This window comes from Acidimicrobiia bacterium, assembly GCA_035471805.1.
GTDB lineage: Bacteria > Actinomycetota > Acidimicrobiia > Spongiisociales > JAHEDJ01 > JAHEDJ01.
The window spans coordinates 1-12,698 of record DATIPS010000001.1 but is presented as its reverse complement, the minus strand read 5'-3'; the positions used below and the strand labels follow the sequence as shown (position 1 = coordinate 12,698).

Below are 12,698 nucleotides of genomic sequence, written 5' to 3'. Positions count from 1 at the left end.
CCACAGTATTGCCGAGAAAACCCGCGCTCCATTAGCACGCACCACCCAGCAGGCTGTGGGCTACCGCCCGCGCTTCACGGTCAACCTCAATCACGTCGTCCACATCCGTCAGGTCCACCACCGGCACACGACTGAGCGTGCGTTCCACGACCTCCGGAATGCCCATGAACCCGAGCCGCCCATCGAGAAAGGCATGGACCGCCACTTCGTCGGCCGCATTGAGCACCGCAGGAGCGGACCGTCCGATGCGGCCGGCCTCGTAGGCCAGGTCGAGGGCTCTGAAGGTCTTGCGGTCCGGGGGCTCAAACGTCAGCGATCGCCCGGCAAAGTCGAACTCGTCCAGCGCACCAGCGGCTCGGTCCGGGTAGGTCAGCGCATACTGTATCGGCACGCGCATGTCCGGCTCACCGATGTGGGCCTTCAGCGACCCGTCGACGAACTCCACGATCGAATGCACGATGCTCTGCGGGTGCACAACGACGTCGATTTGGCCGTAGGGAATGTCGAACAGATAGTGAGCCTCTATTACCTCCAGTCCTTTGTTGAAGAGAGTGGCCGAGTCGATCGTTATCCGCTTGCCCATGGCCCAGGTGGGATGATCGAGCGCTCGCTGCGGTGAAACCCCGTCGAGATCACCGGCAGACCAACCCCGAAACGGGCCGCCGGAAGCCGTCAGTATGAGTCGCCGAACCGCCGAGCCGCTTTCTCCCACGAGACACTGGAACAGGGCGGAGTGCTCGGAGTCGACCGGAAGTAACGTGCCACCGCCCCGCGTGAGCGAGGCCAGCATCACCGGACCTCCCGCCACCAGGCTCTCCTTGTTGGCGAGCGCCAGGCGATTGCCGGCGTCGAGAGTGGCTATGGATGCTCGCAACCCGGCCGCGCCCACAATCCCGTTCACAACGGTGGAGTCGGGCGTGGCGGCCAGTCCTTCCATGACGTCAGTCCCGAACTGCGCACGGCTTCCCAAGGACGAGGCCATTTCCCGGCGCTCTTCTCCCGTCGGCGCGGTAGCGACAATCAGAGCATCCGGCCAGTCGGCGGCCAGGTCGACGAGCTCGGCCGACCCTCGCCTGGCTGCGAGCGCCAGCACTTCGATTCCGAGACGGGCAGCCACGTCGAGTGTCTGCCGACCGATGGATCCGGTGGCCCCAAGGACGACGAGGGGGCGACTCACGCCAGGAATCCGGCCAATCGGAAGAAGAAATAGGCAGCCGGGATCGTGAACAGGAAGGCGTCCACTCGATCGAGCACTCCCCCGTGGCCGGGCAGTATCGAACCCATGTCCTTGATGCCCACCGACCGCTTGATGAGCGACTCGGCCAGATCACCCAGCGGGCCGAACACGGCGACGACGCCGGCCAGCCCGAAACCGGCCTTCCAGTCGAGGGGTTCGAACCACGGGATGAAGGTCAGCAGAACTGTCGCCACGCCACCCGTGACGATCCCGCCGACCAGGCCCTCGATGGTCTTGTTCGGCGACAGCTCGGGTGCCAGCTTGTGACGACCCCACCTCTTGCCGATGAAGAAAGACCCCATGTCGAGCACACCGGTGGCAATCACCACGGCGAGGATCAACGGTCGATGGTTCGGGTGATGGGCAATCGGAGCGGCAAACGAGAACATGACCGGGATCCACAGCACTCCCAGCATGGTCAGAGCGGCGTTGTCGAGCGGATTACGCCTCACGAGGAGTGAATACCAGAGCAGAATCGCCACAGCGGTCGTCGCCGCGAATCCGGCGGCTGCAATGGGGCCGGAAACCCAGGCCCCTACCAGAGCTCCAATAGCGCCCAAGAGCCCGAACAAGGAGAGTGGGACGTACCCGACCCTGCGCAACGCCGTGTAGAACTCGACGATGCCGATGATCGACAAGGCACCGACCAGCAACATCAGCCAGCCGCCGCCGGCGAAGAGGGCGGAGCCGACTACCACCAGCAGCACTACTGCAGTGATTACCCGGTTGGCAAGATCCGAGCGCGGCTCGTCCGGCAGATCAACCGGCTCAACCTCGCCCGTGACGTCTTCGAAACCGACGAGGCCCGTCTCGAGGCCGGGCATCGTGGCCGCCACCGCGGCCATCTCGTGATCCTGTCGCTCGGCTTCGGAGATCGCCTCTGCCAGACCCTGGTATTCACGAGTCGTTGCAGAGACGTAGTCCTCGTGGGTGAAGTCATCCAGTGCAGATGAGCCGTTCGTCAAAGAATCGAGACCGTCGGTTTCCTCAGAGGACTCATCCTCGCGGGGTACGCGGTCCGTCGGGAAAGGAAGGACGTCGCCGCCTTCTTCGTACCGACCGGGGTCGTCACCTTCGCTCAAACTTCGAGTAGCTCCTGCTCCTTGTGCTCCATGAGCTCATCGATTCGCTTCGTATGCTGATCGGTGATCTCTTGAAGGTCCTTCTCGGCCCGCCGGATCTCATCCTCTGAGACCTCACCATCGAGAGCTTCGAGATCGTCCTTGGTGTGTCGGCGCACCTGGCGAATGGCCACCCGGCCCTCTTCTGCCATTTGCTTCACAACCCGGATCAGATCCCTCCTGCGTTCTTCGGTGAGCGCCGGAAAGGAAAGCCGGATCACATTGCCGTCGTTCGACGGGTTCAATCCGAGATCGGAGGCCTGGATTGCCCTCTCGATGTTGACCATCGAGCTCTTGTCGAAGGGCTGGAGGACAAGGAGGCGCGGTTCGGGAACTGAGAAGGAGGCGAGCTGCTGGAGAGGCGTCGGAGCCCCGTAGTAGTCGACCATGACCCGATGGAGGATCCCGGGATTCGCGCGTCCGGTCCGCACAGTCCCGAACTCTCCAAGAGTGTGCTCGACCGCCTGATCCATCCGTCGCTCAGCGTCGGTCAGGAGTTCCCGGATCATTTCGCCTCCTCAATGAACGAGCGTTCCGAGACGTTCTCCCCGGACCGCCCTCACGATGTTTCCCGGCCTGGAAATGTTGAACACCGTGATTGGTAAGTTGTGATCCTTACACATGGTAATCGCAGTCGAGTCCATCACATTGAGATCCTCGGCGATCACCCGCATGTAGGTGACCTCATCGAGCAGGACGGCATCCGGATTATTGGTCGGATCGGCGTCGTAGACCCCGTCGACGTTCGTGGCCTTCATGACGACCTCGGCGCCGATTTCCACCGCACGCAACGCCGCCGTCGTGTCGGTCGTGAAGAACGGATTGCCGGTTCCGGCCGCGAATACCACGATCCGGCCCTTCTCGAGGTGCCTGATCGCACGGAGCCGGATGTAGGGCTCACTCAGTTGGCGCATGCTGATTGCACTCTGTACACGGGTGGGCACACCCGCCTTCTCCAGGGCGTCCTGGAGAGCAAGTGCGTTGATGACCGTCGCCAGCATGCCCATGTAGTCGGCGCTGGCGGGGTCCATCCCTTCAGCGGCTTTGGATACGCCGCGGAAGATGTTGCCGCCACCTACAACGACTGCGATTTCGGTTCCGGTCGACTTGGCCTCCGAGATCTCGGCGGCGACGCGGCGCACCGTGGCGGGGTCTATTCCGTATCCGATAGCGGGATCTGCGAAGGCTTCACCCGACAGCTTCAGTACGACCCGCCGCGGCGCTCCGTCGGTCATGTCAACCTTCTCCGATGGTCAGCCGTGCGAAACGGCGGATGGAAATGTTCTCTCCCATCTTGGCAGCCAATTGACCGACCATCTCGCCAATCGTTCCCTCGAACTTCGCCGGGTTGGCGAAGGTCTGGTCGTAGAGAACGTGATCCTTGTAGAAAGACTCGAGGCGCCCTTCAACGATCTTCGGGATGATGTGCTCGGGCTTGCCTTCGTTTTCGGCTTGCTTCGAGATCATCTCTGCTTCCTTGGCGATCAACTCTTCCGGTACCTCGTCCCGTGTCGTCCACGAGGGCTTGCCCCAGGCGACATGCATCGCGATGTCCTTGGCGGCACCGAGGAACTCGGGGGTCTTTGCGACGAAGTCGGTCTCCGACGAAAGCTCGACGAGCACGCCGGAGATCGGGCGATCGTCCTGGAGGTGAATGTACGACCCAACGGCCCCTTCGGATGCTTCACGATCAGCACGCTTGGCCGCGGCAGCGAGGCCTCGTTCGCGCAGGAGGTCGAAGGCTGCCTCGAGATCACCTGCGGTCTCCGTCAGCGCCTTCTTGGCATCCATCATCCCCACTCCGGCTTGCTGCCGGAGCTGTTGTACGTCTTTGGCGGTGAATTCGGCCACCCTCATTCCTCTTCGGTCAGGTCCGCGGCCGCGATCTCTTCTTCAACGACCGGCGCGACAACTTTCATGGAGTCTTTTCCAACGAGATCCCGGCCTTCCCGGCATGCGTCGGCTATCACCGAGGCAAACAGATCTGCCGAGCGAATCGCATCGTCGTTACCGGGAATCACCATGTCGATGAGGTCCGGATCACAGTTGGTGTCGACAACCGCCACTATGGGTATTCCGAGCCGGCTCGCTTCCGTTACTGCGGTGGCTTCGGCGTTGACATCGACGATGAACACGACATCAGGCAGGCCGTTGAGATTTCGAACCCCACCCAGGTTGCGAACGAGCTTGTCGCGCTCACGTCGCAGGCGCAGACGTTCCTTCTTGGGACGGGAAGCCATCTCACCCGTCTCGTCCATCCGCTCGAGTTCCTTCATGTAGGCGATCCGCTTTTGAATCGTCTGGAAGTTGGTGAGCATTCCGCCAAGCCAACGGAAGTTGACATAGGGCATTTCGGCTCGCTCGGCGTTCTCGGCTATCGCGCTTTGCGTCTGCTTCTTCGTTCCGACGAAGAGCACGGTTCCACCCGCTTCCACGAGATCGCGCACGAACTTGTGGGCGTTGAGGGTCTGCTGGAGTGTCTGCCGGAGATCCACGATGTGAATCCCGTTCCGCTCGCCGTAGATGTACGGCTGCATCTTGGGATTCCACCGTTGGGTCTGATGCCCGAAGTGGACGCCGGCTTCCAGCAACTGCTTCATTGTCACTGCGGACACAGCTGCTCCTTTGTGGTTGTTCCTCCGCCCCGGCAAATGGCTCTCCCGCGAAGCATCCGCTTCGACCGTGGGAGTTCGCACGAGGCGTGCGTTCTTAGTGAGGAGCGTAACAGCGTGCCGTCGGCCGGCAAGTTGAGTGAGACGATGTGTCGGATGACCGCTCGAAGCAGATGCTGGGGTCTGCTACTGCACTCTCGACTATCGGCGGCGCCGATGATCACCTATAGGTCGGCTCGGTCATCCGGTTTCGGAGGCTCATCACCGACTTCGTGTGGATCTGGCATACACGGGATTCCGTGACGCCCATGACATCGCCGATCTCCGACAAGGTGAGCCCCTCGTAGTAGTAGAGGGTGACGACGAGACGCTCACGATCGGGAAGTCGGTTGATGGAATCCGCCAGAACCCGCTTCATCTCTTCCACCTGGAAGGCAGCCTCCGGGCTGGTCCCACGCGGGTCCGGGAGAACATCACCGACGGTCGACGAGTCGCGGTCGCGGCCCAGCAGTTCGTCGAGGGCGACCAGTCCCAGATTCGAGATCTCTGCGAGATTGTCCTGCAGGTCGCCGAGCGGCATGTCCATGTGGGCTGCCAGTTCTTCCTCGCTCGGTGACCGCTGAAAACGATGTTCCAACTCTGCGAGCGAACGCTCGATCTCCCTCGCCCGTGATCGAACGGAGCGCGGTACCCAGTCCAGCTGCCGGAGTTCGTCGAGGATGGCGCCCCGTATGCGGTTGATCGCATATGTCTCGAATTTGAAGCCGCGCTCGAGGTCGAACTTGTCGATGGCGTCGATCAAGCCGAATATCCCGTATGAGATCAGGTCGGACTGCTCGACGTTGCGCGGCAGCCCGACTCCGACACGGCCGGCGACGAACTTGACCAGCGGCGAGTAGTGGAGGATGAGCGCGTCGCGAACGGAATCCTCGCCGGATTGTTTAAAGCGCTGCCACAACTCCATGACGTGGTCGTCGGAGGATCGTTCAGGCTCGCGGATGGCTTCGTTCATATGCCGCCTTGAGATGGTCCCGGGTCACCGAAGTGTAAATCTGGGTCGTTGCCAGTTCAATGTGTCCCAGCAATTCCTGCACAGATCGTAGATCAGCTCCGCCCTCTAACAGGTGAGTTGCGAAAGAATGTCTGAAAGCGTGCGGAAAGGTCCCGGCCCGAAAACGGACGATTCTCCTGATTCCCCGCCCGTCGAGTGGGCCTCCGCGTGCGCCGATCCACAAAGCACCACCGGCCGATTCGCCGGCAAGATACGGTCGCGCCAGGTCGAGATAGCGGGCAACTGCACGGACCGCCGGCTCCCCCAGCGGCACGACACGCTGCCGATCGCCTTTCCCGACGACACGGATCATATCCCTTCCCTCTACGTCGGTAACGCGGAGCGAAGCCAACTCGGCGACGCGGAGTCCGGAGGCGTAGAGAACTTCGAGGATCGCCCGGTCGCGAATCTCGAGCGGCTCATCCCCGTCGATGGATTCGAGCACCATGTGCATTGCCCGCTGGGGCAACGCGGCCGGGAGGGTCTTGGGAAGCTTCGGCCGCGCAACTTGCTCGGCGGGATTCACCGGCAGCTGCCCCCGGCGCGTCAGGTCTGCGAAGAACGAACGCACCGCAGAAGCCTTCCTGGCGATGGATCGTCTGGCATAACCGAGGGTGTCCAGATAGGCCAGATATCTCCGGACAATCCTCCGATCGATCGATGACAGGTCAGAAACGCCGGCACGATCACAGAAGGCAAAGAACTGTGCCAGATCACGCCGGTAGGCCTCGAGAGTATGCGGCGACGCGCCGCGCTGTCCCGCCTTTCTCTCGAGATAGGCGGCGACATCGGCCACGACCCATTCGGGTTGATGGGGGATCTTTGCCACATGTCAATCCTTGCTGCCTCCGCCGGTCGGGTCAACGACCCGGACGGACATTCGCCTCCGGACTCACTTCGCTATCCCGACAACCCGTCCGCCCACCAGTCGTATCTCGCCGGCAGCTTCCAGACGCGCCAACTCGGCCAGCACCTGCCCGGTCGGCCTGCCCAGGTGCTCGACCACCCACTCGACCGTCCTTCCCACCGGACCGATCAGTGCAGCCAGAGAGTCGCGGCGAACTCCTTCTACCGGTCTTGGCGGGCCCAGGATGAGCGAGACCGCCTCCACCAGGTCATCAGCACCCAAGACGGGGATGGCTCCGTCCCTGATGATGAGATTGCATCCCTCAGAAGTCTCCCGGTCGACGTCGCCGGGGACGGCCAGCACCTCTCTCCCCTGCTCGAGCGCGGCCCGTGCGGTTATGAGAGCCCCACCCCTCGGCCGGGCTTCCACCACGACGGTCGCCGCCGAGAGAGCGCTGATGATCCGATTGCGGGGCGGGAAGCGCCATCCGGAAGGGGGAGTACCGGGCGGGTACTCCGAAGCCACTCCACCGTCGGCGAAGAGAATCGCCTCACCCAGTTGTCGGTTGGATGATGGATACCAGCGGTCGGGTCCGCAGCCGAGCACGGCCACGGAGACACCGTCGGCCGAAACGGCACCGCGATGGGCTGCCGCATCGACTCCTTTGGCGAGTCCGCTCACAACCGGCCACCCGGCAACCGCCAGAGCACGGCCGAACTCTTCGGCAAGCCGAATCCCGTACGACGTAGCCGTTCTCGTCCCTACAACTGCGACCCCGCGCTCGTCGGGAATCCGACCCCGGACGAAGAGGAGATCGGGCGCATCGGGCAATGAAGCGACGTGCGCAGGTAGATCTTCTCGCAGCACTGCCTGGATGCCTGCGCCGGCCAGTTCGGCGCGACGGTCCGACGCCGGTACCTCTGCTGCAGCCCGAGCGTGTGCGGGAACCTCTACGACGCCGCCGGCGATCCCGGTCAACACACTCCCGGCAGACCCGTACTCGTCGAGCAGCTTTCGTCTCCGGGTGGGGTGCATCCCCACAAAGGCGAGCCTGAGACGATCGTCGCTCACTAGGACCACTCTCCTCGATAGGAAAGGGCTTCGGCCACATGGGGTTCTGCGACTCCATCGGAGCCGGCCAGATCGGCGATCGTGCGGGCTACGCGACGGATCCGATCGAATCCACGGCCGGAGATCTGCCTGCGATCGAACGCCCGCCCCAACAGACTCATGCCTCCCGCCTCCCAAGCCTGAGCATCCAGGCGATCGCGACCCATCGAACGATTCAAGACGCCTCTTTCCATCTGCCGTAGGCGGGCAGAGGCAACTCGATCTCTGACAACCTCACTGCGCTCGCCGGCCGGCCCCATCAGGGAGGACCGGTCGATCCTGGGGACCGGAACCCGAAGGTCGAAACGGTCGATCATGGGACCGGAGAGGCGCCTTCTGTAGCGATCTACCTGCGGGGTCGAACAACGGCAACCCACGATTCGATCCCCCATGAATCCACACGGGCACGGGTTCGTGGCACCGACTACCTGGAGGGCGGCCGGAAACTCGACGGTTGCTCCCTTGCGGGCCACGATCACACGCTGATCCTCGAGCGGCTGTCGAAGCGCATCGAGGGAACTGGAGGGGAACTCACCCAGCTCATCCAGGAACAGGACCCCCCGGTGGGCCAAAGACGCCTCTCCCGGAACCGGGATCCCGCTGCCGCCACCGACCAGCGCAGCAACGGTAGCCGTGTGATGAGGGGCCCGGAAGGGCGGTCTTCTCAGTGACGGTCTCCCTCTTCCCGAAGCCGACCAGACCTGGGCAACGTCCAGTGACTCCTCAGGTGTCAGATCCGGCAGGATTCCCTGCAGAGCTCTGGCGAGCATGGTCTTCCCGGACCCCGGTGGACCCCACATCAGAACGTGGTGCCCGCCGGCCGCCGCAACCTCGAGGGCTCGCTTCGCAACCACCTGCCCGCGGATTTCCGCCATGTCTGTTTCCGATGACCCGCATTCATCATGGGTCTCGGGCGGCGGGTTGTGCGGAAGCTCACCCAGGGCCGCTGATACGGCTTCTGCCAGCGAGTCGACTCCATACACTCGTCCGCTTCCCGCCAGGAGAGCTTCGGGGACCGACTCCGACGCGACGACGCACGGAAGGCCCTTCGCGCGGGCGAGCAATCCGGCGGCAAGACCGCCCCTCGCCGGTCTCACTCGTCCGTCGAGCGCCAACTCGCCCAGCGCGACCACCTCGCCGACGCCCGGAGGAACCTGACCCGCCGCAGCCAGGACTCCGAGCGCTATGGGCAGATCGTACGCAGAACCGACCTTGGGAAGGTCGGCCGGGGCGAGATTGACCGTCACCCGCCTGCCGGGAAGGGAATATCCGGAAGAAGCCAGAGCGGCTCGCACCCGATCGCGCGCCTCCCGGATCGCCGTGTCCGGCAAACCGACGACCGTGAGCGCCGGTTTCGATGGGCTTATGTGGACTTCGACCCTGACCGATTGCGGTTCGATGCCGACCAGAGCGACGGAGGTGACTGATGCGAACATACGAGCAACGTAAGCCACCGTTGGGACAGAAACCTCGCGACGGTGGCCGCGAAGGACCTCTAGACCGCAGTCGTGTCCAGCGGGAGAGCGACCGTGAACGTCGTGCCGATGCCGGGAGCGCTGATGAATCTGATCTCACCGTTGAGATATCGTTCCGTCAAGAGCCGGGATCCGTAGGTCCCGAGACCCCGCCCTTCTCCCTTTGTTGAGAAGGATCTCTGGAAGATCTGTGCCTGTGACGCGTCGGGAATAACGCTCGCGTTGTGGACGGTGAAGAAGATCCACTCGCCATCCCGATTGCACCGGACTCGGACCATCCCGCCGGGGCGTGTCGCTTCGAGTGCATTCTTGATGAGATTACCGACGACCCTGCCGAGCAGTGTCGGATCGGACACGAAAGTCGCCCCATAGCTGCGTTGGTCGATGACGATCGACTTCCCCTCCCCCACCTCATGGGCCTCATACAGGGCCGTCAGGCCCTTGAGCAATAGCGACGAATCGATCGGCTGCAGCTTCACGACGAGTTCCCGGCTCTCGGCGGCGAGCAGATCGCGCTGGCCTTCGATCTCATCTATGAGATGTTCAGACGTTTCCTCGATGAGCTCCAGCATCTCGTCCCTTTCATCAGTGGGGACGATCCGGGCGAGAGACGAGAGACCCCGAACGCCCGTTGCCGTGTTCATTATGTCGTGGAAGAAGATTCGCTCGAGCGACCGCCGCCTCTTCGTATCGCTTATGTCGATGGCCGAGTAGAGGATGTACTCGTCTCCGTCGAAGGAGACCGGCGCCGCGTTTACCTTGAGGTCGATCGGGTCGCCATCCTCCCGAAGGATCCGGCACTCTTCCTGGTGCGGAGATCCACGGCGGGCCTTTCGAACTGCCGTTGCGGTGCCGCACGTCGAGCAGTTCTCCGATGTGCCACAACCGTCCGGGCCGATGTTCACATTCCGGCACCCCATCAACTCACCGGGGCGAAGGCCGATGGCATTCTCTCCGGTCACACCGAACGCATCTTGCAGAGCCTTGTTGGCATAGACGATCTGGCGCTGAGGGTTGAGGATCGAGATGAACGATCCGGAGCCGTCGGCGACACTCGTCATCAGCAAGTCCGAGCCGAGCCTCCTCATTTGCTGCAGCAAGACGTGCTTCGGTGCCCGGCCGATCGGTTCCACCTCGGTAGCGATCGCTCCCCGTCTCATTGTCCAGACTCCCAGCGTGCTCGCGGTTGTGCCGTACGCATCTTGTCTGGTTGATCGGCGTCCGGGCCAGAAAGGTTTAGTGCCTCCCGGATCTGTGCCCGGGCCGCCGCTTATGAAACGATCCCGTCGATTCGCTCCATGACCTCATCGTCGAGCCGGTCGATTACCTCCAGCGCCGCCATGTTCTCATGTACCTGCTCGACACGACTGGCACCCGTGATCACCGTCGACACGTTCGGATTCTTGGCACACCAGGCGATCGACATCTGCGCCAGACTGCATCCCAGGTCATCGGCCACGGCTTTGAGGTTCCGCACCTTCGCGAGATTCGCCTCATCGGTCAGGAAGTCCTGAAGCCACCCATACCCTTCGAGGGCTCCCCGGCTTCCCTCCGGGATTCCTTCGAGGTACTTGCCGGTCAAAAGACCGGATGCCAGCGGGCTCCAGACAGTCGTACCGAGACCGATGTCCTCGTAGAGACGGGCGTACTCCTTCTCTACCTTCTTGCGATGCAGCAAGTTGTATTGGGGCTGCTCCATCAGCGGCTTGTGCAAGTGATGCCGTTCTGCGATCTCCCAGGCCGCCCGGATCTCATCGGCATGCCACTCCGACGTTCCCCAGTAGAGAGCCTTGCCGGAAGCAACGATGTCGTGCATCGCCCACACGGTCTCCTCGATCGGCGTGTTCGAATCGGCGCGATGGCAATAGACGAGATCCACGAAGTCGAGTCCGAGGCGATCGAGCGAGCCGTCGATCGCCTGCAGGAGGTACTTGCGGTTGAGGGTGTTGCGCATGTTGGGCGTGTCTGAGATTCCCCAGAAGAACTTGGTCGAGATCACGTATGAGGACCGGTCCCAACCGAGATCATGGATCACCTGACCCATGATCCGCTCGGACTCCCCTCCGGCGTATACCTCAGCGTTGTCGAAGAAGTTCACGCCTGCGTCTCGAGCAGCCTGCATACACGCCTTCGCAGTATCGACACCGAGCTGATTGTGAAAAGACACCCAGGATCCAAAAGACAGCACACTGACCTTGAGCCCCGACTTGCCGAGCCTTCGATACTCCATGATCAACCTTTCTCTACGCGGGCCCGAGACTAGAACGGAACAGTTCCGCGGATTGAATCGGGCACCCGTTTCCAACCGATTCCGAATGCACGGGGCCACGCCCTCGGGTGAATTACAATGTTGTAAGTTGGCCGACGAAGGATGGGCTGTGGCACTAGCTCTCACAAGGGAACTCACAGATATAGACGAGGTGGCAGAGGCGTGTCTCGACGCCTACCACGGGGCAGGCGAGGTGGCCGACCTGATGGACTGGAATCGCCTCTTTCTCGGCGAGTCGATCCATGAGTTGCCGACCACGCCGGCGGTCGTCGCCCGTTCCGCGCGCACGATCGAATGCGTGCTTCCCCACCATGCCGATCCGGCCGACTATCTTCCTGGTTTCCGCCGCATGATGTCCGAGGATTGGACGGTCACCCTTCTCGTCCACAGCTCGGAGATGGGCCCGGCCCATGCGCAACTGCGTGGATCGGAAATCACACTGCAAGCGTGGTGGTTCGAGGGCGGTGTCGTTCACTTCGGACGGCCCGAGATCCCCTGATCGATGCCACCGCCGCTCTACACCCAGACCGTCATCGCCTTCATCTGGGACTATGACAGGACGCTGATCCCCGGCAACCAACAGGACGCCCTGTTCGAGGCGTTCGATGTGGACGGCAGGAACTTCTGGAGGGAAGTCGACGGTTTGGTGGATCACTACCGATCCAAGGGGATCTCCATCGCCAGAGACACCGCATACCTCAACCACATCCTCACCTATGTCGATGAGGGAATCTTCGCCGACCTGACACGGGAGCGACTCCACGAGTTGGGTCGATCGGTTGTAATGAGTCCCGGCATTCCGGAGTTCTTCGATACCACTCGAGCCCATGTGGCCTCGGATCCGGCCTACGTCAAAGAAGGAATCTCCGTAGAGCACTACGTGGTTTCGACCGGCATCCGATCGATGATCGAAGGCAGTCCCATCGCCGGCCACATCGATGGCATCTGGGCCAACGATTTCATCGAGACCCCTGCC

The 12,698-nt window shown here is 62.5% G+C and carries 14 protein-coding genes; 2 read left to right on the top strand and 12 right to left on the bottom strand.

Annotation, left to right across the window (positions count from 1 at the left end):
- Positions 1-31 precede the first annotated feature (31 nt).
- The 12 genes from dxr to VLT15_00015 form a co-directional block, all read right to left on the bottom strand.
- The gene (dxr, locus tag VLT15_00070) at positions 32-1,177 is read right to left on the bottom strand and encodes a 1-deoxy-D-xylulose-5-phosphate reductoisomerase (protein HSR43608.1); all 1,146 of its coding nucleotides are present in this window, start codon (positions 1,175-1,177) and stop codon (positions 32-34) included.
- Complete coding sequence (locus VLT15_00065; protein ID HSR43607.1) at positions 1,174-2,319, bottom strand: phosphatidate cytidylyltransferase; 1,146 nt, start codon at positions 2,317-2,319, stop codon at positions 1,174-1,176. Before VLT15_00065 ends, dxr begins: the two co-directional genes overlap by 4 nt.
- Positions 2,316-2,867 (bottom strand): ribosome recycling factor, encoded by a 552-nt coding sequence (frr, locus tag VLT15_00060; GenBank protein HSR43606.1) that lies wholly within the window; start codon positions 2,865-2,867, stop codon positions 2,316-2,318. The genes VLT15_00065 and frr overlap by 4 nt, the downstream gene beginning before the upstream one ends.
- A 9-nt stretch (positions 2,868-2,876) precedes the next feature.
- Positions 2,877-3,593, bottom strand: a complete 717-nt coding sequence (pyrH, locus tag VLT15_00055; GenBank protein ID HSR43605.1) for a UMP kinase — start codon at positions 3,591-3,593, stop codon at positions 2,877-2,879.
- 1 nt (position 3,594) lies between these two features.
- On the bottom strand, positions 3,595-4,152 hold the full coding sequence (gene tsf, locus VLT15_00050) for an elongation factor Ts (protein HSR43604.1): 558 nt from the start codon (positions 4,150-4,152) through the stop codon (positions 3,595-3,597).
- Positions 4,153-4,211: 59 nt separating this feature from the next.
- Positions 4,212-4,973 (bottom strand): 30S ribosomal protein S2, encoded by a 762-nt coding sequence (gene rpsB / locus VLT15_00045; protein ID HSR43603.1) that lies wholly within the window; start codon positions 4,971-4,973, stop codon positions 4,212-4,214.
- A 217-nt stretch (positions 4,974-5,190) separates the two neighbouring features.
- Positions 5,191-5,982 carry an RNA polymerase sigma factor WhiG gene (gene whiG / locus VLT15_00040; GenBank protein HSR43602.1) on the bottom strand — a complete coding sequence of 264 codons (792 nt, stop codon included), beginning with the start codon at positions 5,980-5,982 and terminating at the stop codon, positions 5,191-5,193.
- Positions 5,957-6,850: a tyrosine recombinase XerC gene (locus VLT15_00035; GenBank protein HSR43601.1), complete on the bottom strand. Its 894-nt coding sequence runs from the start codon at positions 6,848-6,850 to the stop codon at positions 5,957-5,959. Before VLT15_00035 ends, whiG begins: the two co-directional genes overlap by 26 nt.
- 63 nt (positions 6,851-6,913) lie before the next feature.
- On the bottom strand, positions 6,914-7,939 hold the full coding sequence (gene dprA / locus VLT15_00030) for a DNA-processing protein DprA (protein HSR43600.1): 1,026 nt from the start codon (positions 7,937-7,939) through the stop codon (positions 6,914-6,916).
- Complete coding sequence (locus VLT15_00025) at positions 7,939-9,414, bottom strand: YifB family Mg chelatase-like AAA ATPase (protein HSR43599.1); 1,476 nt, start codon at positions 9,412-9,414, stop codon at positions 7,939-7,941. The genes dprA and VLT15_00025 overlap by 1 nt, the downstream gene beginning before the upstream one ends.
- A 59-nt stretch (positions 9,415-9,473) precedes the next feature.
- A complete protein-coding gene (locus VLT15_00020) occupies positions 9,474-10,613 on the bottom strand; it encodes a PAS domain-containing sensor histidine kinase (GenBank protein HSR43598.1) in 1,140 nt (379 codons plus the stop codon).
- A gap of 110 nt (positions 10,614-10,723) precedes the next feature.
- A complete protein-coding gene (locus VLT15_00015) occupies positions 10,724-11,683 on the bottom strand; it encodes an aldo/keto reductase (GenBank protein HSR43597.1) in 960 nt (319 codons plus the stop codon).
- Positions 11,684-11,831: 148 nt separating this feature from the next.
- On the opposite strand from VLT15_00015, the gene VLT15_00010 reads away from it, so the two are divergent.
- Both VLT15_00010 and VLT15_00005 read left to right on the top strand, forming a co-directional pair.
- Entirely contained in the window at positions 11,832-12,221 is a 390-nt protein-coding gene (locus tag VLT15_00010; GenBank protein ID HSR43596.1) for a hypothetical protein, read from the top strand.
- Positions 12,222-12,224: 3 nt separating this feature from the next.
- Positions 12,225-12,698: haloacid dehalogenase-like hydrolase (locus VLT15_00005; protein HSR43595.1), on the top strand; the 474-nt coding region annotated here is incomplete at its 3' end.

Coding starts and splice junctions, on each gene's coding strand:
- pyrH (HSR43605.1), bottom strand. CDS start 3,593: ATGACCGACGGAGCGCCGCGGCGGGTCGTACTGAAGCTGTCGGGTGAA.
- VLT15_00025 (HSR43599.1), bottom strand. CDS start 9,414: ATGTTCGCATCAGTCACCTCCGTCGCTCTGGTCGGCATCGAACCGCAA.
- frr (HSR43606.1), bottom strand. CDS start 2,867: ATGATCCGGGAACTCCTGACCGACGCTGAGCGACGGATGGATCAGGCG.
- whiG (HSR43602.1), bottom strand. CDS start 5,982: ATGAACGAAGCCATCCGCGAGCCTGAACGATCCTCCGACGACCACGTC.
- VLT15_00020 (HSR43598.1), bottom strand. CDS start 10,613: ATGAGACGGGGAGCGATCGCTACCGAGGTGGAACCGATCGGCCGGGCA.
- VLT15_00015 (HSR43597.1), bottom strand. CDS start 11,683: ATGGAGTATCGAAGGCTCGGCAAGTCGGGGCTCAAGGTCAGTGTGCTG.
- tsf (HSR43604.1), bottom strand. CDS start 4,152: ATGATGGATGCCAAGAAGGCGCTGACGGAGACCGCAGGTGATCTCGAG.